We start from the raw sequence: 23,113 nt of genomic DNA, 5'->3' as shown, positions 1-23,113 counted from the left end.
TCGACCGAAATCTATTCTAGTGTAGTCGTTAGATGTTGAGCGCAATCTAAATAAGCCCACGACGTACCTAGGAGCCGACATGGAACTGAAGAACGCGGTCGCTGTGATCACGGGTGCCAACCGGGGGCTGGGCCGTCACCTGGCCGCCCAGCTCGTGGAGCGCGGAGCCACGGTGTACGCGGCGGCCCGCCGCCCCGAGACGGTGGATCTGCCGGGCGTGCGCCCGCTGCGCCTCGACGTGACCGACGCGGAGTCGGTCAGCGCCGCGGCCTCCACCGTGTCCGACGCGACGCTGCTCGTGAACAACGCCGGCCTGTCCACCGGCGCCCGGCTGCTCACGGACGACCTGGACGCGGTGCGCCGCGACATGGAGACCAACTTCTACGGCCCGCTCGCCGTGACCCGGGCCTTCGCTCCGGTCATCGAGCGCAACGGCGGCGGCGCCGTCCTGAACGTCCTGTCCGTCCTGTCCTGGCTGCACCCGGCAGGACTCGGTTCCTACGCGGCGTCGAAGGCGGCGGCCTGGGCGCAGACCGATGCCGTACGGGAGGAACTCGCCCCGCGCGGCATCACCGTCTCGGCACTCCACGTCGGCTACATGGCCACCGACATGGCCGCGCACATCCCCGCCGACCAGAAGTCCGACCCCGCCGATGTCGCCGCCCAAGCCCTGCGCGGCATCGAGGCCGGCGCGCCCGAGATCCTCGCCGATGACCTCTCCCGGCAGGTAAAGCAGCGTCTGTCCGCCGCGCTTCAGGCAGCCTGAAGCGCTCGCGCTGCCCGTCGCGCTGAGGTTTCGTTCGAGTTCCGCTCACGGAGCCGAGGGCGGGCCCGCCACGCCCTGCCCTAGGGCAGGGCGTGGCGCAGTACGCGGCCCCACATCGACGCGTACTGGCGCCACAGGGGTCCACTGACGTACGGCAGTCCGTGGCGGGCGCAGATCTCCCGTACCTGTGGGGCGAGTTCGGCGTAGCGGTTGCTGGGCAGGTCGGGGAACAGGTGGTGTTCGATCTGGTGGCTGAGATTGCCGGAGAGGACGTGCAGCAGCGGACCGCCCTCGATGTTCGCCGAGCCCTGGATCTGCCGCAGGTACCACTCCCCCCGGCTCTCGCCCTCGATCTCTTCCTCCGTGTACGTGAAGGTGTGCACGTCCGCGGGGAAGTGCCCGCAGAAGATGACCGTGTGCGCCCAGATGTTGCGGGCGGCGCTCGCGGTGAGGTTGCCGAGCAGGCAGGGCAGCGCGCTGGGGCCGGCGAGGAGCGGGAAGAGCACGTAGTCCTTGGCCGACTGACGCACCGCCTTGCGCAGGAGCGTGGTCGCTTCGCCGAGGAAGGACCGCAGGCTCTTGCGGCCGGACGGCACGGCGTCCACCTCCAGGTCGTACAGGGCGATGCCCCACTCGAAGACGGGCGCGAGCAGAGCCGCGAACACCGGCTGGAGCAAGTGCACCGGGTGCCAGGGCTGTTCCGGAGCCATGCGCAGGACGGTGTAGCCGAGGTCGCGGTCCCGGCCGACGACGTTCGTGTACGTGTGGTGCTGATGGTTGTGCGTGCGCTTCCAGGCGGCGGCAGGCGTGGCGAAGTCCCACTCCCAGGTGGTCGAGTGGATCGCCGGGTCCCCGAGCCAGTCCCACTGGCCGTGCAGGATGTTGTGGCCCAGCTCCATGTTGTCCAGGGTCTTGGCGAGGGCGAGCAGGGTGGTGCCCGCAACCCAGGCGGGCGGCAGGAGGGAGACGGCGAGGGCGCAGCGGCCTGCGACCTCGCAGCCGCGCTGCACGGCGATCACGGTGTGGATGTAGTGGGCGTCCGCGGCGCCGCGGCCGGTGACGATTTCGGCGCGGAGCCGGTCGAGTTCCCGCCCCAGTTCCTCGGTGCGGGTGGCGTCCGGCGCGCTTGCGGGCAGGGCCATGAAGTCTCCTCGGGAGAGGGGCTCGTGATGCCGGTATCACCGGTGATACCGGTTTTCAGAGGTCAAGCGTCAGGGAACCCGCGGCAGCATTGACGCAGGTCTGGATCAACTCGCTTTGCCCATGGCGCAGTTCACCGCTGCGCAGATCGCGGACCCGGCCCTCGACGAGTGGCACGAGACAGCCGAAGCACAGGCCGCGACGGCAGCCGTACGGCATCGGCACGCCGGCCGCCTCGCCGACCGCGAGGAGCGGTGTGCCCGCCGCCGCATCGGTCTCCACGCCGCTGCGCGCGAACCGGACCCGGCCGCCGACCGCCCCCTCCCCCGGCGGTTGTACGGGCGTGAGGTGGAACCGCTCGACTCGCAGCCGCCCCTCCAGCCCCACGGATGCCCATTGCCGCTCGGCCGTGTCGAGCAGCCCGGCCGGACCGCACACCCAGGCGTCCCGGTCACGCCAGTCCGGGCAGACGCCGGCGATACGGTCCGAGGTGAGCCGGCCGTCGTACCGGGTGTGGTTGAGGTGGATCCGGAGCCAGGGCAACTCCTGCTCCAGCGTCGCGAGTTCGTCCCGGAAGAGGCATTCGGCCGGGGTCGGCGCGCTGTGCAGAAGGAGGGTGTCCGGGGCAGTGCGACATCGGGCGAGCGTGCGCAGCATCCCCATGACCGGCGTGATGCCGCTGCCCGCGGTGATGAACAGGATGCGGTCGGGCAGCGGTTCCGGCAGCGTGAACTCGCCCTGCGCCGGGCCGAGTCGGAGCACCGTACCCGGTACCGTCCGGTGCACCATGTGCGGGGAGACCCGGCCGTCGGGGTGGGCCTTGACCGCGAGGGTGACGTCGCTGTCGCCGGGCGGCGACGTGATCGAGTACGTACGCCAGTGTCGTACGCCGTCGATCTCGACCCCGACGGGGAGGTACTGCCCGGCCCGGTGGCCCGTCCAGCCTCTGCCGGGGCGGATCGTCAGGGTGGCCGCACCGGGTCCTTCCGGCCGGACCGCGCCGACCCTGCCCGCGGGATGCCGCGCCGACCACAGCGGATCGAGCATGCCGAGATAGTCGTCCACGGTCAACGGGCTGGTCAGCCGGTTCACCAGCCACGCCCAGGGCAGGATGGGCGGCGCCCGGAACGAGTGGACCATGCTGGCTCCCTTCTGCGCGGGCCTTTCGGTGCCGGGCCGACGGGCGCCGCGGAAACCGAGCGAAGCACACAACCCGCCCAGGCACACCAGCGCCGAGGGCTTCACGCCATACGCCGCATGGCGCATTCGCCGCTGGCCCTGACGGACTCACCGTTGCCGATGTGGGACGCGGTTCGGTCCAGGAGCGCGCGAACGACGTCGAGAAGTTCGCAGGCGAGCCCGAAGGCGTAGGCGCGCAGAGGGAGCGGCAGCAGGTCGGCCAGCCGGAGAATCGCCCGGCGCACACGATCATGCTCTCCGCCTGATGGACTTTCGCGGGGTGCAGGGTGCCGCGCCGACAGTCCGGGTGCCGTGGCGGACGGTGGCCTCGGGGGCGGCGAGAACATCGAGCCTGACAACTCTCACAGCCAGGGGCAACGCAGCATACGGACACCGCTAGCCAGTAGCCGGCGCGCCCCGAGGTGAACATCGGCCATTGTGACGGTGCGACGGCGGCCAAGTCGGTCTGGAAAGAGCGGGCGGCCGGCAGTGCCTCGTCGCGGCTCTCGTCGTAGATCAAAGACAGTGCGTGATCCAGAAACTCGACGCTGCGGCAGCGTCGACTTGAAGATGGCGATACGGCGGTCGAGGGAGAGGCGGAAGGCCTTCCTGTTGCGGTCGACGTCGTCCCGAATCACCTTCTGGTCGTCCATCAGCGCCTCGGCCGCTGCCCGGGTTCCGTTCGCGGCGGCGCTCGGGTCGAGCCAGTGCCCTGCACGACGTAGTCCAACCCAATGTGTGAGAAACACGTGTTCCTCCACACCTTGTCGCCGCATCGTCGTCGAAGCCGAGCCCATCCCTTGTGACGGGTCGGCGCGGCGAGTCGCGCCGACCGCGCCACGGGATGGGCCGGCTTGTTCGGGAGACGGCGGTCAGGAGGCGACGAAGCGGGCGATCTGCCCGAGTACGACGGTGTCCGTCAGATAGCCGATGTGGGTCTGACAGGCCACGTTGTTGTTGGTCGCGCCGTCGAGGCGGGTGCTCGTGTAGGGGATGATGACGCCGTCGCACGCCGAGTACCAGGTGGCGTACTTGGTGGAGCCGGGTGTCTCGTCACCGGAGGAGATCTGGGAGATGAACGAGGAGCCCGGATACATCTGCTGGCAGGTCGTGTAGACGAGGCAGGCGCTGGCGTAGGTGGTGCCGTGGTTGGCGCCCGCGATCGAGGCGAGGTGGCTGACGCTGGTGTTGCCGCCCAGCACCTTCAGGTAGTACTGGCTGACCAGTCCGCCCATCGAGTGGTTGACGATGGCGACCTTGCTCGCGCCGGTCTGCGCCTTCACGGTGTTGACGTAGGCGGCGAGGCCCTGTGCGTTGGTGATGTTGTTGCCGTACGAGTTGTACTCGTAGGCGAAGAGGTTGGAACTGGACCAGCCGTTGGCGCGGAAGACGCTCATGGCAGTGACCCAGTTGGAGGCGCTGCCGGTGTAGCCGTGGACGAAGACGACCGGCGTGCTGGTGGACAACGGCTGCGCGGCGGCGGATCGCGTGGCGGCCGTCTGCGTGGCCGTGGCCGCGGTGTCGGCGGCGCCTGCTGTCGTCGTGGCCGAGGAGAAGAGGGTGAACGCGACGGCGGTGGCTGCGAGCACGCCGAGCAGCCGGCGTGGGGGACGATGACGCGTGGAGCCCATGGAGCCCTCCTGATGGGGGTGTGCGGGTACCTGGTCCGACCAGAGTGGAGGGGCCGGGTCCGGGCGCCATCGGCTAAATCGCCAGTGTGCGCGATGAATCGTGCGGAGCCGGTCCCGGGCCGGATGCGGTAGGAGTGCGGACGGTGGGGTGCACCTGACCTGAAGGCTTTATAGGTCCATGAGCGCCCTCGCGGGCGCGGGGAACGCGCTGGCCGGCGGAACTGAACCCAGATGACAGACATGAGCGGACCGATCTCGGTTAACCGGTCGAACATGGTGCACTTCGGAGCCGTCGGCCTGCTCGTTCTGTGTGCCGCTGCGGCGGTCACCTCGGCATTGGCTGTCTCCCCACGGTGGTGGTTCGCGGCCACCCCGTTGGGCGCCGCCGCGGATTCGCCGGCCGGCTGGGCCGCTGATCGGCAGGCCGCCGACCTGGACGGTTTCACTGGCTGACCGGCCCATCCCCCGCGGCACTCGACATCGAGCACCCAGGATCCAGCACCGCAGGCTTCACGCCGCTTCACGCTTCACGCTTCAGAAAGGACAACCTTCTATGTCCCGCACCGTCGCCCGCCTTTTCACCGACACCCTGGAGGAGCTCGGGGTGCGGCACGTCTTCGGTGTCGTCGGTGACGCGCTCAACCCCCTCACCGACGCCATCCGGTCCTCCGAGACCCTCTCCTGGGTCGGCTGCCGCCACGAAGAGGCCGCCGCGTTCGCCGCCGGCGCCCAGTCCCAGCTCACCGACACCCTCGGCGTCTGCATGGGCACCGTGGGCCCAGGCTCGGTGCACCTGCTCAACGGCCTGTACGACGCCGCCAAGAGCGGCACCCCGGTCCTCGCCGTCACCGGGCAGGTCCCGCTCTCCGAGGTGGGCACCGACTACTTCCAGGAGGTCGACAACGACCTCCTCTTCAAGGACGTGGCCGTCTTCCGCGCCACCGTCACCTCACCCGAACAACTGCCCGGCCTCTTGGAGGTAGCCGTCCGCACCGCCATCGGCCGCCGGGGCGTCGCCGTGCTCACCGTCCCCGGTGACATCGGCGACCAGGAACTCCCCGCCGACCGGCCCGCACGGCTCTCCGTCGCCCGCTCCGAGAACCGCCCCGACGACCCCGACCTCGACGAGGCGGCCCGCCTCATCGACGACGGCGGCGACGTCACCCTGCTCGTCGGCCGAGGCGCCCGCACCTCCCGCGCGGACGTCCTCGCCCTCGCCGAACGGCTCGCCGCGCCCATGGTGCTCACCCTCAAGGCCAAGGAGGGCTTCGAGGGCGACAACCCCTTCCAGGTCGGCCAGACCGGCCTCATCGGCAACCCGGCCGCCGCCCGCGCCATGGACAAGGCCGACACCCTCGTCCTGCTCGGCACCGACTTCCCGTACCGCGAGTGGTATCCGCAGGGCAAGAAGGTCGTCCAGGTCGACCGGGTCGCCGAGCACATCGGGCGGCGCGTCCCCGTCGACGTGGCGCTCGCCGCCGACGTCGGCCCCACCGTGCGCGGGCTGCTGCAGCGGGTCGCGGCCCGCGAGGACCGCAAGCATCTCGACTCCGCCCGCGAGAAGTTCACCCAGTGGCAGGACGGGCAGCGTCGGCTCGCCGATCCCGGCCACGACAAGGGTCTGGTCGGCAAGGTCCGCTCCGCCTTCGACAACCGCGACCACCTGGTACGCCCCGAAGCGCTCGCCGCTGCCATCGACACCGCGGCCGACGACGACGCCGTGTTCACCTCCGACACCGGCATGGCCACGGTCTGGCTCTCCCGGTTCGTCGAGATGCGCGGCAGCCGCCGGCTGATCGGCTCCTACAACCTCGGCTCCATGGCCAACGCGATGCCGCAGGCCATCGGCGCCCAACTGCTCGACCGGGACCGGCAGACCGTCGCCTTCTGCGGCGACGGCGGCCTGTCGATGCTGCTCGGCGACCTCATGACGATCCGCACCGAACAACTGCCGGTCAAGCTCGTCGTCTTCGACAACCAGCGCCTGGGCATGGTCAAGCTCGAACAGGAGCAGGCCGGGCTTCCCGAGTTCGGCACCGTCCTGGACAACCCGGACTTCGCCGCCGTCGCCCAGGCTCTGGGCATCAAGGGCATCCGCGTCGAACGCCCCGAGGATCTCGCCGACGCCGTCACGCGCGCGTTCGCCGAACCCGGGCCGGTCCTGCTCGACGTGCTCACCAATCCGGACGAGATCGCCGTACCCGCCAAGCCCACCGTCCAGCAGGGCTGGGGCTTCGCGATCGCCAAGGTACGGGAGAATCTGCGCAGCACAGGAAGCTGAACGGCAAGCTGGGGCGCGTGGACGACAGGCAAGCCGTGGCGAATGACGCCCGACCAGCCTGACGTCGTGCCGTCGGGAAACGGAGCGGTGAGCCAGTTACGTAGTCGCGTCCCGAGCGGTGGAAGATGTCGACGGAGACGGGGCGTTGCCGTGCTCGCCGCAGATGCCGGCCGCCCCGTCGACCCGGCTCCGTGCGATCCTCTGTACTCACCAGTAGTCAACAGTTCGGCCGGAGGGGCTTCCAGTGAGTCGCGTGTTCACCGTGAGCAGGAGCATCGAGGTCGAGGTGGCGCCTCGCATCGCCTATCAGGCGGTGAGTCGCCCGGAGGACATGGGCCGTTGGAGCCCGGAGAACCGTGGCACGACGGGTGACGTTCCGGCAGGGCCGGTGGTGCCTGGCACGTCGTTCGTCGGGCGCAACAAGCGCGGGCGGATCCAGTGGGTCACCCGGTGCACCGTCACCGCGGCCGAACCGGACAGCCGCTTCGCCTTCCGCGTCCACGCGATCGGCGCCCGCAAGCCCCGGCTGCGCGGGCCGATCGCCACATGGGAGTACCGCTTCGAGCCGACGGAGCGCGGCACACGTGTGACGGAGACCTGGACCGACGACCGCCGCGCCTGGCCCGACTTCGTCGCGCACACCTTCGACCGCCTCGTCACCTCGGGCCACACGTTCGCCGACTTCCAGACCCGGAACATCGACAGGACGCTGCAGAACCTCAAACGCCAGTTGGAGAACGCCGACGCCGCATGAGGGGACGCCGCATGACCGGACGCGGAATGACCCCACTCCGCCGGACCCGTCGGCGTGACCAAGTCGGGGCTCCTCAGTTGAACAGGCGATGTTCCGCCGTCGAAACAGGGAGCCCCTTCAGATGCGCATCCGCACAGCCGCCGGCACCGCCACGGTTCTCCTCGCCCTGTCCGCGTCCGCAGCCTGGGTCGCCCCGGCCTCGGCCGCCTCACCCGAGCCGGGTGCCGGGGCGGCCATCCTGTCGAACGAGGCCTACGACAGTCTCGCCCGCGCCGATCTGGACGAGCAGCACCTGATTCTGACGGACCCGTCGTACCGTGAGGCATGGCTCTCCTGCCTTGGCTCCACGCAGCCCAGTCACGTGGAACGCAATGGATGGGGCCCGGGGTACGTGTGCATCCCGGACGGCGCCGTGCAGTGACGGACTCCGCAGGGACATGAGCCCCCGGAGGGGCCGGACGGTCTCCACCGTCCGGCCAGGGTCCAGGTGGTCGGCCCGTGCACCAGCAGCCCTCTGGGCATGACCACGACCTAGTGAATTTCGAGCCGTCGTTTTCATCGGACGGCGAAGGGTTTGAACGACTTGGCCGGACACGCTCACGGCCTCGGCGGCCGCGGGCTCGCCGACCCGCACGACGTCCACGGCCAGGTCGCCGAAACCACCCCGCAGCCCGCCACCGAGCAGGCCGTCCAGGCGTGGCACCGAGCCGCCTCCCACTGATCGGAGCCGCCCGCGCCGCCGGAGAAACGCATCAGTCCTTGGGATCGCTCCCGCGCAGTCCCTCGTTCCGCGACGCGGTCATAGAACAAGAGGTCATCGTCCGGAAGTCAGCTGATGTTGAACATGCGCTCCGGTGGCTCGCAGCAGGCGAATCGCCGCGACTCGTTGGTATCGCGGCCGGTCCTCGGCCAGGAGCCGCTGCCGCCGTCGGCGTCGAAGCCGCGGGGCTCCGGTGCTCCGTGGAATCCGTTGTCGAGGAGGTGCCGCAGGAGTCGGTGGATCGCGGGAGTTGCCGGTGTTGCCGGCCGGTGGACGACATCGCCGTTGCGCCGCACGGTGTTCACGCCGCCGCGGAACTCCTGCCATTCAGTCATGGACGGCTCGCTTCCCGCGGGTCAGGGGTGGGCTGCGACGACCGTACATGGATGCCGGTCGGGGGTGAGTTGGCGGGAGCGGATGGGCGGGATGCCCCAAGGGTTCGAGTGTCGCGGAAAGTCAGCGCCGGCTCCGGTCAGGCCGCCTTCGGGTCCTCACCGGCCAGGAATGGACGCAGCAGCGCGAGGAGGGCGCGCGGGCGGTGCAGCGGAATGATGTGGCCGCAGTCTTCGATGACGTGTCCGGTGAGATCGTCGGTGAACGGGCGGAGTTGGCGTTCCAGCGCAGTACCGACGGGCCGCGCGCCCAACGCCATCGTCGGCACCGTCAGGCGGGCGGTGGCGACCGCCCGCTCGATCTGTGCCGCGCTCTCGGGCAGCGCCCGGTAGTACGAGAACGCGCGGCTCAGCGCAGGGCGGCCCGTGTACGCGCGGACGAAGGCGTCCCTGAGGGCGAGGCGTACTTCGTCGCCGAGCGTGCCGGCGCGCAGGAACCAGTCGACGTAGGCGGCCTCGTGGCCCTCCAACACGGTCTCGGCGAGGCCGGGCGCGGCGGAATGGAAGCCGAACCACCACGGCGGCCCGTCGGCGAGGAAGTCCTCGGCGCCGGGCAGCGTGCCCAGAAGGGACTCCATGACGACCAGGCGCCGGACGAGACCGGGGCGGCGCAGGGCGAGGAGGAAGGCCGGCGCCGTACCCGCGTCGATGCCCACCACCGCGGCCGAGGGCTCGCCGAGCGTGGTGAGAAGCGCCGCGGCGTCCTCGGCCAGAGTGCCCGCGTCGTACCCGGAGGCGGCATGGCTGCTCTCGCCGAACCCGCGCAGGTCCGGCGCGATGACGCGGTAGCGGCCGGACAGGTCGGCCATGACGTCCGTCCACAGCTCCCAGGTGTGCGGGAAGCCGTGCAGGAGCAGGACGGCCGGGCCCGATCCGGCGAGAGCGACGTTCAGTTCGACACCGTTGACGGGGACGCGCCGCAGTTCGGGCATGGAGAGGCTCCAGGTGTGTGGTGAGGAACAGTGACCAGGTCACGCTAGGGAACTAACCTGGTCCGTCCAAGACGGCACTTTCCCTTCAGGTGGTGAGCTCTGAGTGACCACATCGACGCCCGGCGAACCCGGTCGGCGGCCCGGCGAGCGGGGTGATCTGCTGGATCCGCGCTGCCCGGTCCGTCAGTTGCTCGACCGTATCGGCACCAAGTGGACGTCGATGGCGGTCAAGGTGCTGGCCGAGGAGGCGCCGGACGAGCTCCGTTTCGCGGAATTGCGGCGCCGTGTCCCTGGCATCTCCCAGAAGATGCTGTCCGTCACCCTGCAGAGCCTGGTCCGCGACGGTCTGGTCGCGCGCCGAGTGGAACCCACCGTGCCGCCCGCCGTCCACTACCGGCTCACCGAGCTCGGCCTGTCCCTCGAAAGACCGCTCTCCGCGCTGCGGGTCTGGGCCGAGACACACATGCCGGAGATCGACCGCAACAACCAGCTCGCCGACGACTCACCCCCTGGCTAGGACGTGGGTCGGATGTTGCGGTCACAGCGACTGGTTGAGGGCCGCGACAGCTGATCAGTCCGCAGCGACGAGGAACGCCTCGGTCACGAGCCGCACCTTGTCCACCACCTCTTCGTCGCCGAGCCGCAATGCCGTGTTGGCGGCGACGAGCACCGCGTCGAGTTGGAAGCCGGCCAGGTTCGCCGCCCAGAAGCAACCGCTCGGGAACAGCGGCGCCGACGCGTACTCGATCCACCGGTCGATCAGCGCGCACCCTCGCCGCCCCGCGGGCTGAACGACGTCGTCTGCGTGGGCTCGGGATATCTGGTCGACGGCGGCATCGCGTACAAGGTCTCACAGGTCGTGTGAACGCTTGCCGTGAGAACAGCGCGAGGTCAAAGGGAGGCGGTGAGAGTCACTACGCTGAGCGCCTTCGCTACTCGGGAGGTTCGGTTGGTACGGCGGAGCACGCTCGGGCAGGACTTCCGGCGGTTGTGGGGCGCCTACGCGGTCAGCGCGGCGGGCAGTGCGGTCGGAATGGGGGCGTTGCCCCTGGTTGCCCTCCTGGTGCTGAATTCCTCGGCGTTCCAGGTCTCCGTACTCGCCGCGTTGTCCGCGGTGGCCAGTGGGGTGATCGCTCTGCCGCTCGGTGTGCGCATCGAGCACCAGTACAAGCGGCCAGTGATGATCACTGCCGATCTGGCCCGGTGCGCGGTTCTGGCGAGCATTCCGGTCGCCATGGCTTTCGACCGGCTCACCTTCACTCAGCTGTGCGTCGTCGGGGTTCTGCAGACGGCGGCGTCTGTGGCGTTCGACGCGGCGAGCGGGGCGCACCTGAAGGCGCTTGTCCTGCCCGAGCAGCGTCTGCGCGCCAACAGCCTGTTCGAGACGACCAACTGGATCAGCGTCAGTGCCGGCCCGCCGGTCGGCGGGCTTCTGATCGGGGTACTGGGCGCGGCCGCCACGATCGTGGTCGACGCCCTGTCCTTCCTCGGATCCGCCCTGGGCATCCGTCGCATCCGGCGGCCCGAACCCGCGCCGCCGGCCCGCGCCGCCACCTCGCACCTGGGCCGTGACATCGCGGCGGGCTGGGAGTACCTCCTGCGGCACCCAGGACTGCGGCCGCTGTTCTTCAACGCGCTGCTCTTCGGTGGATCCATCATGATGGCCTCACCTTTGACGGCCGTCCTCATGCTGGACGACCTCGGCCTGGCCCCGTGGCAGTACGGACTCGCTCTGGGACTGCCGTGCCTGGGCGGCGTGTTGGGCTCACGCCTGACTCCGCCGCTCACGCGACGATTCGGACAGCGTCGCATCCTGTTGCTGTCCGGTGTCGCGCGCACCCTGTGGACGGTCCTGCTGCCCCTGACGCCCTCCGGTGCCCTCGGTGTGTGCGTCATCGTGGCCGCCGACTTCGGTCTGCTCCTTTCCGCCGGGGTCTTCAACCCGTCGTTCACCACGTATCGGATGGCGGCCACACCGGACGCCTACATGTCCCGCGTCGGCACCTCCTGGTCCGTCGGCTCGAAGACATGCCAGGCCGGCTTCGTGATCGCCGGTGGTCTCGTCGCCGCCTCGGCGGGGGTACGCGGCGCGCTGCTCATCGCCGGTCTGCTGTGCATGGCGAGCGCGTTGCTTCTGCCATGGCGTAGGGGACACATCTCCGCCGGGCACGTTCCGGCGCCGGCGGCTGAAGCGGTTCCGTCCCAGATCACGGACAGTCCGTCCGCGTAGCGGTTTCGCCGGACTCCCGTCATACGGCTTCGTAGGGACTCGGAAAGTGGTGCCCGGGATCGCGATCCGGTGCCGGTGAAAACTGCTGCGGCGCCGAACCGGCCCTCGACGCCGGGACAAGGTGGACGCACGGCGCCTGCTCGGCGACGAGAGGCCGTCGCTCAACAGCACCGGCCGGTCCCCTGCCTCCCCGCAACGGAACGCTTTCCGCGCGCAGGAGTAGAACGTTAGCGTCGGCTCAGCAGGGACTGTGGGGGGAGAGGACGGCGGATGGTCTTTGTGCTGGGTGGCCTTGTCTTCTTCGCCTTCGGTATCGCCGTGGCGGTGTTCACCATCCATGCGCTGATCTACGACCGGATGCCGACCCGGTGGGCCCCAAAACTTGTGCGCGCGCCCAGGATCTGGGCCATCGGCGTCACGTGCGCAGCCTGCGGCGGCGCCACGGACACTCCCACCATCGTGGTCGTCGGACTCGGGATCATGGCCATAGGCCACCTCACCAAGCCCACCGGTTAGCCCCGCAACGGCACCCGGCCGGCCAGGTACCTCCCGCCCTGCGGCTCCGGTTCACTCCTGCGCCTGCCAGCCGAGCGGCCTAGGGCCTGTCTGACAATTCCCGTCGTCGCCCGAAGGGCGGCCCCGCGGCGTCTGGTGCGTGCTCTCGGCGTGCCGGGTGCAAGGCCTCGTACTGGACGTACTCGGCCTTGTGCCCGGTGCGGCGAGAGCGCGTGCCAGGCGTCGCGGGGCAGACGGGAATTGTCAGACAGGCCCTAGTGTGCGGCGCCCCGAATGGCGGCGCCTCACGGGCTGGAAGATCATGGCCCGGTCAGGCACATGTGCGTCGCAGCAGGGGAAGGGCCCGGCCGTGTGGCAGTTCTTCGCGGACAATCCGTGGGTGACCGTCTTCGCCGTGATCACGGCGGGCGCGCTACTCGGCATGGTCAAGTTCGGCCCGGTGAAACTGGGCGCGGCGGGAGTGCTCTTCGTGGGACTCTTCGTCGGCGCGCTCGACCCTGACATCGGCCCTGCCGTCCCCGCGGGCGTCTCCGCTCTCGGGCTCGCCCTGTACGTCTACACGGTCGGCCTCGAGTCGGGCCCGGCGTTCTTCCGCGAACTGCGCGGCCAGCTCGCCGTGATGGCCGGTGCGGTCGTGGCCCTCGCCCTCACCGCGGCCGTCGTCGGATTCGTCGGCCACCAGGGCTTCGGGATCAGCGGGCCCTACCTCGCCGGCGGCTACGCCGGCATCGGAACCACCACGCCCGGTCTCGCCGCCGCCCAGGCCGCCTCCAAGGACCCCGCCCAGCCGGCGGTCGGCTACGCCATCGGCTACCCCCTGGCCGTCGTCATCACCATCGTGTTCGTCGCGGCGATCGCCGCCCGTCGCACGTGGAAGGCCCGCCGCGACCCCGACTCGGGCCTTCCGTCGAAACTGGTCTACCGCACGGTGCAGGTGACCCGCGACGCCCGCTGGGCCGAGGTGCCCGGCGTCGGCGGCCGGCGCGTCCTGGCGACCGAGTACCGCCCGGCAGGCGGCGAGACCGTCGTCGCCCGCACCCTCGACCGACTGGCCCCGGGCGACCAGGTCGTCCTGGTCGGCGGCGAGAACGACCTTCAGGCCGCCTCCACGCACCTCGGCGTGCCCGCCGCCCACGACCTCCTCGAGGACCGTCACACGGTCGACTACCGCCGCATCCTGCTCACCGACCCGGCCCTCGCCGGCCACACCATCGCCGAACTGGGACTTGAGGAGCGCTACGGCGCCCTCGTCAGCCGGGTCCGGCGCGGTGACTTCGACATGCTGGCCCACGACGATCTCGTCCTCCAGCTCGACGACCGGCTCAGGGTCGTCATGCCCCGCGAGCAGTCCGCCGCCGTCAGCGCCTACCTCGGCGACACCGAGACCAAGGTCAGCGAGGTCAGTGCGGTCAGCCTCGGTCTCGGTCTCGCCCTCGGCTTCCTCATCGGCATTCCCTCGCTGACCCTCGGCAGTACCACCCTGGCCCTCGGCACCGGCGCCGGACCGCTGGTGATGGGCATGATCCTGGGCTGGCGCCGCCGCACCGGCCCGCTCGTGTGGACCCTCCCGACCCGCGCCAACCTCACCCTGAGGCAGATCGGCCTGCTGCTGTTCCTCGCGGTCGTCGGCCTCACCTCCGGATACTCGTTCCGCCAGAACGCGTTCTCCGTCTTCGGGCTGAAACTCCTCGCGGTTCTCGCCATCGGAGCCGTCGTCAGCTACGCGCTGATGATCCTGGTCGCCCGGCTCCTGGGCCAGAGCCGGGAACGCACCATGGGGCTGCTCGCCGGCTACGTCGGCAATCCGGCGATCCTCGCCTACGCAAACGGCCGGGCCACCGACAGCCGTGTCAACGCCGGATACTCCACCCTCTTCGCCCTCGCCATCCTCGTGAAGATCGTCTGCATCCAGCTCATCGTCGGCCTCTGACCTCGAGTCCCTGAAACCGGAGGCCGCCCTCACATTCGGGATCTCAGCACGTCGATCTCACAGCCCCGTGCCGACGGGTCGAAGCCGTGCTCGATCAGCCAGCGAACCGCCAGCAGGCTGCGCAACGACCACCACGCGTGGATCACGTCGAGGTCGACGTCGGTGCCGTAGCCGGCGATGACCTCGTCGAGGTGCTCCTCGTGTCCGAGTGTGAAGGTGGCGAGGTCGTACAGGGCATCGCCCTGGCCCGCCTCGGACCAGTCGATGATGCCGGTGACCTCGTCGTCCTCCAGGAAGACGTGTGCGATCTGCAGGTCGCCGTGTGTGAACGCCGCGGTCCACGGCCGGAACGCGGCCTCGGCGACCTGGCGGTTGCGGGCGACCAGGTCGGCGGGCAGGACGTCGTTCGCCACGAGCAGCGCGCACTCGGCGTCGAGCTCCGCGGCCAGCGCGCCGCTGCTCCGGCCCGCCCGGCCGTGCCAGGGCGGCAGCGGCGCGTCGTGCAGCTTCCGGATGGCCGCGCCCGCCGCGGCCCACGCCGCAGGCGACCCGGTCGACGGACCGCCGAGGCGGCCGAGCGTCGCCCCCGGCAGTGCGGCGATCGCGAGCACCGGCGGCTTGCGCCACAGGACTTGCGGGGTCGGGACCGGCGCGAGAGACATCGCCTCGACCTCGATGTCGACGCGCGCCTCATCGGCATCCACCTTCAAGAACACGTCGCCGACGCGCAGGGTCGCGCGCTCGGAATGGGCGACGACGACTTTTACTTCATCCATGGGCGACCAGTGTCCCCGGGATGATCGCCGGCGTCTCCGGGTTTATCGCGTGTGCCGCGCGGCCGATCGCGGTCCGCCGTGCTGAGGCGCGCCCGTCACCAGGAGCCTCCGCCACCTCCACCGCCCCCTCCACCGACGGAGTAGCTCGTGTCGGAGCCGGAGTTCCAGCTCGATCCCGAGGTGGAGCCCGACGAGCCGCCGGAGGCCGGTCGGCCGGTGCTGGAGGAGAGGGAGTTCAGGATCGCGAGGGCCACGAGCGGGCGGACCAGTGGCATCCGTACGGGCCGCCGGGCGGACGGCGCGGGCGGACGCACCGTCCATGCGGACGCTGCCCGGGTCCAGTGGTCGGCCACGCCGAGAGCCACCGCCCAGGCGGTGTAGTGATCCAGGACGCCGGCGTCGGCCGCCTCCTCCACGTGCCGGGCTCCGGCCCCGGACAGATGGCGGCGGAAGCCTTCGACTCGGAGCCACAGTGCCGTGCCCTGGGGAGTGAGGACCGGCACTTCGTCCGCGTAGGCGAACATCCCGGCGCCCGTCCCCGCGACGACGGCGGCGACGGTGAGCAGCACTGGCCAGTGGTCGGCAGGGCGTCCTGCGGTGATCGCGGCAACGATGACGGCGATCAGGCCGGCCAGGGAGGTGGGGAACCCGGCCAGCGCGACTCGGTTCCACCGCTTGTGGGCTCTGGCGTCCCACAGTTCGCTGGTGTTGCGCCACACGATCAGCTGGTCGCCGGGGCTCCCCGGTGAGCAGGACGCCGCCCAGGGCCGGAGTCAGTTCCTCGGGCGGGGAGGAGGTTTCGGTGGCCAGCGCGGGAAGCCGGGTGATGTCGATACGGTGCACCGCTTCGGCCGGGCCCGCGGCGGAACCCGGCAGCGCGTCGGCGAAGATCCTCTCCCGCCCGGTCCGCCGGATCAGGCGTCCCGTCACCAGGGCGACGGCAAGGGCGATTCCGGCCGTGAGTACTCCCACCCACAACGGGCTGGGCCGGTGGACCCCGACGATCGGTCCGGACGGCTCGGCCGGGGGCTGCGGCGCGGCGGCGGTTCGGCCCGTGGAGGTGGCGTACAAGGTCGCGCCCCGGCCCGCGTCAAGGCTGTCGATGGCGAGCGTGAGGTGACCTTGCCGAGGCCGGTCCGCCTGGCAAGGATTCCGGGATCCGCGCGCGCCGCTGGCGCAATGAATGTCACCGAAGACGAATGGGCCGGTCACGTGGGCCTCGACGCGGTCGAGGGGTACCTGCCACCCGGTACCGACCGCGTTCCACGCGAGCTTCCCGCCGGACGCGATGCCGTCCAGTTCGTACTGGACGCGGTAGCGGTGCCGGCCGGTGACGGTGTCGTCGGCGTCGCCGATACGGATGCGGCTCGCGCCGCCGTCACCGGCGTCGGGCTCGACCTCGTACGGGATCCGCTTCCCGTCCATCGTGACGCTCACCCCGTCCTCGGCTGCGAGGCCGGGGACGTCCCGGAAGACGCCGTGCCGGCTCTCGTCCCCGAAGTCGTAGTCGATCACCTCGGTGATACGGGCGGTGCCGTCCGCGGCGAGTTCCGCCTCCGTCCACAGGCGGGCCACGTGCTCGGAGCTTGCCGCCGACGCGCTCAGCGCCGCGCTGAGCGCCGCGATGCCGCCCAGCACCAGCACCGCGACAAGCACGACCACCAAGGACAGTCCTCTTCGCCGCCGCCGGGCCACGTCCGCCGCTGTGTCGCCTTCGCCTCTGCTCACGTGCCCGCTCTCCCCCGACCGGCCAACAGCCCAGTTCCTGGTCGTCCCCGTGTTTGCGCGATCCTCGCCCGGGCCCGACGTTGATCGAAGAGACCGAACCTAGTCGCCCGGCAATTTAAGTTCCAGGCTTGTGGCGTGCGCGCAGCGCCCCGTTCCAAGGCGGCCGCCTGTTGTCAGCCCTTCGCCGCTCGTGTGCCGCGCCGCCTCGGGGCGACCGTCCTCGAACGCGCAGTCGGCGTCGCCGTGGCACCGAACCGGCCAGTCCATCCACACCGCGCTGAGCCCCCGGTCTCGTACGGGCGGGTCAGCCGTCGGCTGCTGCCAGGCGGGCCGGAGGCGGCGGGGTGGCTTCGCGGGGTTCCCGGCCCAGGCGCCGGACGGCGGGGACGGCGAGCATGACCGTGAGGAGGACGACGGCGACAGCGGAGGAGAACTCCAGGACGCGCGCCGTGCCGAACGCCTCGGCGGCCGGCCCCGACAGGGCGCGTCCCAGTGGGATGACGAGGATGGAGCCCGCGACGTCGTACGCGGAGACCCTGCTGAGGACGGCGAGCGGGATGTGCGTCTGGATGCTCGTCGCCCACATCACCCCCCAGAAGGCGAAGCCGCAGCCGCCCAGCACATGCGCGGCCGCCGTGGCCGCGAAGGACCAGCCGAGCGCCGGGGCCAGGGGGTTGAGCGCGAACATCAGCATGGCCAGCGCACCGGCGACGATCGGACGGCCGGGGCGGGCGCGCAGGCCGAGCAGACCGCCGATGATGGTGCCCGCGCCGTCCGCGGAGGCGATCCATCCGTACCCGTTCGCGCCGTGCTGTTCGGTGATGAGCGCGGCGCCCAGCGGCAGCGCGGGTCCGAAGACGAACAGTCCGAACACCGACCAGACGAGGATGACGCTCCACAGCCAGTCCCGGGAGCGGAACTCCCGCCAGCCGACGGCCAGTCGGTGCCAGATGGGGGCGGTCTCCTCGTCGCGCTGGGTGGCGAGGCGCCGCAGGGGAAGCAGCCCGACGGCGCTGATCAGGTAGGCGCCGGCGATCACCGTGTACGAGCCGGCGACGTCCCAGTACGCGACGAGCAGGCCGGCCAGTCCCGGGCCGAGCAGGGCGCTCATCGCCTCGGACACGCGCAGCAGGGCGTTGGCGCGCTGGATGTCCTGTGCCACCTGCGGTACGAGGCCGGCCAGACCGGGCTGGAACAGTGCGGTCGCCGCCCCGCTGAGCGCCATGAGAGCCATGACCTGCCACAGTCTCGGCTCGCCGAGTGCGAGCAGCGCGGCCATGAGCAGCATGGCGATCGCGCGCAGCAGATCGGCGGCGATCATCGTCGTCTGCGGGGAGAAGCGGTCCGCCAGCACCCCGCCGACCAGGACGAGCAGGACGATGGGGGTCATCCAGGCCGCGAGCGCGTAGCCGACGCCCGAGGGGCCGAAGCCCGTGGTGAGCACGGCGGTGGTCAGCGAGACCATCAGCATGCCGTCGGCCAGCAGTGAGGCGCTGCGCGCGGTGAAGAACAGCCGGAAGGGAGCCGAGCGCCAGGGGCTGGGCGGCGTGTCGGGGGCGTCGTCGGTGGTCATGTCACATCGGCCGTTCGCGGCCGTTCCCTTCGGTGAGGACGGGCCGTCGCTGCCACGCCGCGACGTCGGTGGTGTCGTGCGGGGCGTCGCGGACGACCACGTAGTGGTGGGGTGCGAGGAGTTCGGACCGTCGGGCGATCTCTGTCATCAGCCCGGTGTGAAGGCCGTGCGGAGTCGGGGCGCTGCCGTCCGGCGGCACCGCGACGTACGCGACCAGGCGGGCACCGCGCCCGTCCGGTGCGGCTGCGGCCGGGTCGTCCGTGACGGCGACGTGGGCGGGGAGCCGGCCGGCGGCGTCGCTCACGGCGCGCTCGACGGCGGAGCGGGAGATCCAGCAGTCGTCGATCCGGTGCCAGTCCGCGTCGCGCTCCGCGGGACGCACTCCGGTCACGGAGGTGAGGTCGGCGAGCGGCACGTCCGCTCGTGCGGCGGCCTCGAGCAGACGGACCAGTCCGGTCAGCTGGTCCTCGGCCTCCGCCCGGGTGAAGAGAGCGGGGTCGGCCCACAGCGACAGGCGCAGCTCGGGCTCGACCGCGTGGACGAAGGTGAGCAGGCGGGTGGGCAGGACCTGCTCGGGCCCCCAGGTCAGGGAGAACTCGCGGGGCTCGGCGTCCCCGGACGTCTCCACCGTGCCGACGGACGTCGCCGGCACGCTGCTCACGTCGTTGAACACCACGTCGCGGGCGAATCGGCTGCCGCGTTCACGGGTGACCGAGTCGATCATCTCCCAGAGCCGCACGGAGTCGAACCTGCTGTGCCGGTAGGCGTCGAGCGCCGCGCCCCACGTCCTGCGCAGCACCGCGTCGAAGGTCGGGCCGCTCATGTCGAGGCTGAGCAGCGCGTCCTGGGAGAGGGTGGTCACGCTGCGGGCGAGCCCGGACCGGTTGCGGTTTCCGGTCGGCGCCGCGGCGACGCAGGTGTGCTGTCCGGCCCGGTGCGCGGCCAGGGTGCACCAGGCCGCGAGCAGAACGGTCGGGGCGGGGCTTTTGGTGCGCGCCGCGGTGTCCCGCAGGGCCCGTCCGGCCCGGGACGACCGCAGGGTCAGTTGCGCGGTGCTGTACTCGCCGGCGCGCAGTCTCGGTTCGGCGAACATCGCCTGGGGTGCGGTGCGCAGCACGTTCTCCCAATAGCGCAGTGACGCCTCGCTCCTGCGGCGTCCGCCGGGCGAGGTCTCCTCCGCGGCGAGGTCCAGCGGGGTGCGGGCGGTCGGGGCGGGCAGGGGTGTGCCCGTCACGAGGGCGTGCCATTCGTCGTGCAGGATCGCGAGCGCGGAGCCGTCGACGGCGGCGTGGCTCGCGGCCAGGGCCACGTGGCTGACGGTCCCGTTCCGGGTGAGCAGGGTGAGGCGCAGCGGGAAGTCGCGATCGAGCCGGAAACGTTCGTGGCGGGACAGCCGGGCGACGGACTCGGCGTACCGGTCCGGTTGCTCGGGACACGTGTGGTGTGCGCGCTCGACGACGCGGAAGGTGCCCTCGGCCGCGACGTGTTGCTCTTCGGGCAGTTCGCCGGGGCGGTGCGGGAAGGTCGTGCGCAGCGCCTCGTGCCGTTCCACGAGGACGCACAGGGCGTCGACGGCGGCCTCGACGGACGTGTCGAGCGGTGCGGGCCACACGTCATGGATGTTGATCTGTACGGGGTCGTCGCGCAGGATGCAGCGGATCATGTTGGTCTGCCCGACGGCGAGCGGTCCGCGCCGGGCGACTCCCGCGGAGTAGCGGACGCTGTGCGAGGTCTGCCGGTAGGCGGTCGGGTGCGCGGGTTCCGCATGTGCGGACGTCTCGTGTACGGGCGTCTCGTGTGTGGTGTCCGTCATCGTGTGCTCACCGCCTGTCGGGCGCGGGCGGAGGCGGTCAGCGCGGGCCACGCGCCGAGCAGGAACGCGAAGTCGGCCATGTCGGTCCGCGCCTCGGCGAGGAGTTCGTCTCTACGGGCGTTCAGCAGGTCGGCGGCCGCGGCCCAGCGTCCCCCGAGGTCGCGCAGGACGGCGTCGAGGGCGTCCAGCCGGTGGGCGTCGCCGGGGCGCGGGTCGGCGGCGCTCAGGCGTACCGGGTCGGCGACGGCGGCGGTCCGTATCCGCCCGTCGTCGTCGAGGAGTTCCGGCCCGGCGGCGCCGAGGGCGGTGTGGATCCCGTGGAGGCGGGGCACGGCGAGGACGTACTTGGCGAGCCTGACCTGGTAGGCGAGGAACGCCTCGTCGGTGCGCCGGTCCGGGGTGTGGTGGTTGACGATGTGCCGGTTGTGCAGCACGCCGGGCAGCGCGGCGGCATGCACGACGTGCAGCAGGAAGTAGTCGCTGCCGACGGTGTCCCGGGCCGGCGGCAGTGGGACGCGCGTGTACACGGCGCGGGACAGGGCGATGTTGCACATGTCGACCCGGGTGGGCGGGACGCGGGTGAGGATGGTGCGGTCCTCGGTGAACTCCGTGGTTCCTCCGCCCCGGAAGGAGTCGGCGACGAGGGTCGGGCGCCACAGCGCCGGGTAGTCGTCGGGCACGGTGAGCGCGAGCAACCGCTCGTACGCCGCGGGGTCGCGCTGTCGCACCCCGTCGAGGTCGACGGACATGGCGCCGATGAACGACCCGCCCACCAGGGCGACTTGGCGGTCCCGCGAGTCGGGGCGGAGTCTGCGGGCCGACACGCGCGCGCCGGCGTCGGACGCCGTGGCGTCGAGGAAGGCCAGCTCCTGGTGGAGGGGAAAGACGGTCGCGCCCGCGTGTTCCTGGTAACTGCTGTCGGAGTCCCGGCGGTGCACGGAGTCACAGCCGAGGGATTCCGCGATGAGGAACGCACGGTTGGTGCAGGCACCGTACGAGACACCGGCGGGCAGCAGCAGGTGCAGCAGCCGGTCGGCGTCGGCGGGCGCGGCGGTGGCGACGATGTCCCGCAGCAGCGCGCGCTGGGCACGCTCGTCGAGGTGATGGACGACGACACCCGGTGCGGGTGTCAGGTTCTCGATGACCACGCGGTGTTCAGCGCGCGCGTCGGCGGGTGCGGAGTCCAGGACGAGGACGTGCACCTCGACGCCGAAGGTCCGGGCGCCGTGGGCCGCTTCCCTGGCCAGGCCGGTGATGGCGGGTGCGCAGGCCCGGTCGGTGGGGAGGGTCAGACAGATGCGGCGCACGCGTGCTCCTCCGCGTTCGCGGGGCGGTCCGGGTCGTGCCAGGACGTGAGCCCGAGCAGGCGGCTTCCGAGGGCGTCGAGGTCGGCGGTGGGATAGCGCTTGGACTCGTGCCGTACGGGGTCGCCGACAAGGGTGCGGTTCCAGCGGGGGGTGCGCAGGTGGCGCCAGGAATCGACGCGCGAGGTGCGCAGCCGGTCGTGTTCCTCGAGCGCGGGCATCATCGAGAGGTACTGCACGGCCCGCACGCCGTTCTCCGAGGTGTTGCGGGCCACTCCGTGCGCGAGCAGTCCGTTCCAGATGAGCAGGTCACCGGGTTTCAGGTCGGGCCTGACGACGGGGAACGCGTCCCGGTCGGCCTCCGGGCGCAGCGGGTCCCGGTCCGCGGGCTGGAGCGGGGCCCACTGGTCGAAGCGCCGGAAGAGTTCGGGGCAGCACTGGAAGCCGCCGGTATCGGGGCTGGTGTCGTTGAGGGCGATGATGCCCTGCACCCGCTGGGGCGGGACTCCGAGGCTGGTGTCGATGTCCCAGTGCAGTTCGATGTCGAATCCGCGGTCGGTGGGGTCGATCAGGGCCCGGTCGCGGTTGCCGCGGTTGGGCGGGTTGAGGTTCAGCCGGTCGAGGGTGACCCAGAGTTCCTCGCTGTCCCACACGTCGACGAAGGCGTCGTACACGCGGCTGTTCTGCCGGCTGTCCCAGAGCAGCTGGTGGTGGTACGCCTCCACGAATCCGTAGATGTGCAGCTGCCGGTCGAGCTGGGAACGCCAGGGCCGGTCCTCGAACCACGTCTGCGGGCGGTCGGGGTCGAGCCCCTGGAACTCCCAGGTGAAGTCGAGCAGGCGGCGGGCGGCAGCGGCCGGGATCGCCTCGCGGACGATGACGTAGCCGTAGGTCTGCCAATGAGCGAACTGCTCGGCGGAGAGCACCCGCAGGGGGCGGGTCTTGTCGAGCTCGCGCAAGGTGGTCCGGGCGAGGTAGGACTCGCCGTCGGTGCTGAAGTAGGGCCGGTCGGTGGCGGCGCGGTACAGGCGGGGTTGACGGCGGGGGCGGGCGGGCGCTGTGGCGGTCATGCGGCTCCTTCGGCGACGTCCGGGAGTCGGTCGGCTGGGCGCGCGCACGGCACGGCCGCGGCGGCGCTCCGCTCCGCCGTCAGCCCGGTCGGATGAGCGGGACGAGGGAGCGCTCGAACACTGGTCTAGACCTTGGGATTCTGTCAAGTCCCCCTTTTTGACCGTCTTTTGAGACCGCGAACAGCAGTATCGAGCCACCGGAGCACCGGACCTTCTTATGGTCTAGACAAATTCTGCGGGGGCGCTCTAAGGTCCACAACTCGACGCCGTGAACGCGCTCATGACGGCACAGCACCGCCGACGTGCCCCACCGTGTCCCGGCTTCTCAGCGCCCGCCC

The 23,113-nt window shown here is 71.1% G+C and carries 22 protein-coding genes and 1 pseudogene; 10 read left to right on the top strand and 13 right to left on the bottom strand.

From position 1 onward, the window contains the following. Window positions 1–79 precede the first annotated feature (79 nt). The gene (locus tag ABII15_RS38195) at window positions 80–766 is read left to right on the top strand and encodes an SDR family oxidoreductase (RefSeq protein ID WP_353946887.1); all 687 of its coding nucleotides are present in this window, start codon (window positions 80–82) and stop codon (window positions 764–766) included. An 80-nt stretch (window positions 767–846) separates the two neighbouring features. On the opposite strand, the gene ABII15_RS38190 is transcribed toward ABII15_RS38195, so the two are convergent. From ABII15_RS38190 to ABII15_RS38175, 4 genes are all read right to left on the bottom strand, one after another. Continuing rightward, window positions 847–1,908, bottom strand: coding sequence for an acyl-CoA desaturase (locus ABII15_RS38190; protein ID WP_353946886.1), 1,062 nt, complete (start codon window positions 1,906–1,908; stop codon window positions 847–849). A 55-nt stretch (window positions 1,909–1,963) separates the two neighbouring features. Then, window positions 1,964–3,046, bottom strand: a complete 1,083-nt coding sequence (locus tag ABII15_RS38185) for a ferredoxin reductase (protein WP_353946885.1) — start codon at window positions 3,044–3,046, stop codon at window positions 1,964–1,966. Window positions 3,047–3,147: 101 nt separating this feature from the next. Next, entirely contained in the window at window positions 3,148–3,330 is a 183-nt protein-coding gene (locus ABII15_RS38180) for a hypothetical protein (protein ID WP_353946884.1), read from the bottom strand. A gap of 627 nt (window positions 3,331–3,957) precedes the next feature. Further along, window positions 3,958–4,716, bottom strand: a complete 759-nt coding sequence (locus ABII15_RS38175) for an alpha/beta fold hydrolase (protein WP_353946883.1) — start codon at window positions 4,714–4,716, stop codon at window positions 3,958–3,960. Between the two features lie 240 nt (window positions 4,717–4,956). Here ABII15_RS38175 and ABII15_RS38170 point away from each other — a divergent pair, with 240 nt between their 5' ends. The 5 genes from ABII15_RS38170 (at window position 4,957) to ABII15_RS38150 (ending at window position 8,472) form a co-directional block, all read left to right on the top strand. After that, window positions 4,957–5,169, top strand: a complete 213-nt coding sequence (locus tag ABII15_RS38170; RefSeq protein WP_353946882.1) for a hypothetical protein — start codon at window positions 4,957–4,959, stop codon at window positions 5,167–5,169. 100 nt (window positions 5,170–5,269) lie between these two features. Beyond that, window positions 5,270–6,997: a thiamine pyrophosphate-dependent enzyme gene (locus ABII15_RS38165; RefSeq protein WP_353946881.1), complete on the top strand. Its 1,728-nt coding sequence runs from the start codon at window positions 5,270–5,272 to the stop codon at window positions 6,995–6,997. A 262-nt stretch (window positions 6,998–7,259) separates the two neighbouring features. Next, a complete protein-coding gene (locus tag ABII15_RS38160) occupies window positions 7,260–7,751 on the top strand; it encodes an SRPBCC family protein (RefSeq protein ID WP_353946880.1) in 492 nt (163 codons plus the stop codon). A 121-nt stretch (window positions 7,752–7,872) separates the two neighbouring features. Further along, window positions 7,873–8,172 carry a hypothetical protein gene (locus ABII15_RS38155; protein ID WP_353946879.1) on the top strand — a complete coding sequence of 100 codons (300 nt, stop codon included), beginning with the start codon at window positions 7,873–7,875 and terminating at the stop codon, window positions 8,170–8,172. A gap of 162 nt (window positions 8,173–8,334) precedes the next feature. Then, window positions 8,335–8,472, top strand: a complete 138-nt coding sequence (locus ABII15_RS38150; RefSeq protein WP_353946878.1) for a hypothetical protein — start codon at window positions 8,335–8,337, stop codon at window positions 8,470–8,472. 107 nt (window positions 8,473–8,579) lie between these two features. On the opposite strand, the gene ABII15_RS38145 is transcribed toward ABII15_RS38150, so the two are convergent. Together ABII15_RS38145 and ABII15_RS38140 are read right to left on the bottom strand one after the other, a co-directional pair. Continuing rightward, entirely contained in the window at window positions 8,580–8,846 is a 267-nt protein-coding gene (locus tag ABII15_RS38145) for a hypothetical protein (protein ID WP_353946877.1), read from the bottom strand. Between the two features lie 137 nt (window positions 8,847–8,983). After that, entirely contained in the window at window positions 8,984–9,835 is an 852-nt protein-coding gene (locus ABII15_RS38140; protein ID WP_353946876.1) for an alpha/beta hydrolase, read from the bottom strand. Window positions 9,836–9,938: 103 nt separating this feature from the next. Between ABII15_RS38140 and ABII15_RS38135 the strand changes: the two genes are divergently transcribed. The 4 genes from ABII15_RS38135 to ABII15_RS38120 all read left to right on the top strand — a co-directional run bounded on the left by ABII15_RS38135 (window position 9,939) and on the right by ABII15_RS38120 (window position 14,511). Then, entirely contained in the window at window positions 9,939–10,352 is a 414-nt protein-coding gene (locus ABII15_RS38135; RefSeq protein WP_353946875.1) for a helix-turn-helix domain-containing protein, read from the top strand. Between the two features lie 432 nt (window positions 10,353–10,784). Next, window positions 10,785–12,065, top strand: coding sequence for an MFS transporter (locus ABII15_RS38130; RefSeq protein WP_353946874.1), 1,281 nt, complete (start codon window positions 10,785–10,787; stop codon window positions 12,063–12,065). A 270-nt stretch (window positions 12,066–12,335) separates the two neighbouring features. Beyond that, a complete protein-coding gene (locus tag ABII15_RS38125; protein ID WP_353946873.1) occupies window positions 12,336–12,581 on the top strand; it encodes a hypothetical protein in 246 nt (81 codons plus the stop codon). 379 nt (window positions 12,582–12,960) lie between these two features. Beyond that, window positions 12,961–14,511: a TrkA C-terminal domain-containing protein gene (locus tag ABII15_RS38120; protein ID WP_353946872.1), complete on the top strand. Its 1,551-nt coding sequence runs from the start codon at window positions 12,961–12,963 to the stop codon at window positions 14,509–14,511. Window positions 14,512–14,540: 29 nt separating this feature from the next. On the opposite strand, the gene ABII15_RS38115 is transcribed toward ABII15_RS38120, so the two are convergent. The 7 genes and pseudogenes from ABII15_RS38115 to ABII15_RS38085 all read right to left on the bottom strand — a co-directional run bounded on the left by ABII15_RS38115 (window position 14,541) and on the right by ABII15_RS38085 (window position 22,775). Beyond that, window positions 14,541–15,287 (bottom strand): phosphotransferase, encoded by a 747-nt coding sequence (locus ABII15_RS38115; RefSeq protein ID WP_353946871.1) that lies wholly within the window; start codon window positions 15,285–15,287, stop codon window positions 14,541–14,543. Window positions 15,288–15,382: 95 nt separating this feature from the next. Next, window positions 15,383–16,006, bottom strand: coding sequence for a hypothetical protein (locus tag ABII15_RS38110; protein ID WP_353946870.1), 624 nt, complete (start codon window positions 16,004–16,006; stop codon window positions 15,383–15,385). A gap of 355 nt (window positions 16,007–16,361) precedes the next feature. Further along, window positions 16,362–16,862: pseudogene (locus tag ABII15_RS38105) on the bottom strand (DUF2207 domain-containing protein); the annotation flags it as partial. 457 nt (window positions 16,863–17,319) lie between these two features. Then, window positions 17,320–18,588, bottom strand: coding sequence for an MFS transporter (locus ABII15_RS38100; protein ID WP_353946869.1), 1,269 nt, complete (start codon window positions 18,586–18,588; stop codon window positions 17,320–17,322). A gap of 1 nt (window position 18,589) precedes the next feature. Further along, entirely contained in the window at window positions 18,590–20,401 is a 1,812-nt protein-coding gene (locus tag ABII15_RS38095; RefSeq protein WP_353946868.1) for a condensation domain-containing protein, read from the bottom strand. Then, window positions 20,398–21,708 carry a DUF6271 family protein gene (locus ABII15_RS38090; protein WP_353946867.1) on the bottom strand — a complete coding sequence of 437 codons (1,311 nt, stop codon included), beginning with the start codon at window positions 21,706–21,708 and terminating at the stop codon, window positions 20,398–20,400. Before ABII15_RS38090 ends, ABII15_RS38095 begins: the two co-directional genes overlap by 4 nt. Beyond that, entirely contained in the window at window positions 21,690–22,775 is a 1,086-nt protein-coding gene (locus ABII15_RS38085) for a phytanoyl-CoA dioxygenase family protein (RefSeq protein WP_353946866.1), read from the bottom strand. Before ABII15_RS38085 ends, ABII15_RS38090 begins: the two co-directional genes overlap by 19 nt. Window positions 22,776–23,113 lie beyond the last annotated feature (338 nt).

Origin of the sequence: Streptomyces sp. HUAS MG91 (assembly GCF_040529335.1) — a bacterium.
In the GTDB taxonomy this organism is placed as follows: Bacteria; Actinomycetota; Actinomycetes; order Streptomycetales; family Streptomycetaceae; genus Streptomyces; species Streptomyces tabacisoli.
The sequence above is the reverse complement of the archived record's forward strand: the minus strand, read 5'-3'. Positions and strand labels throughout refer to the sequence as shown.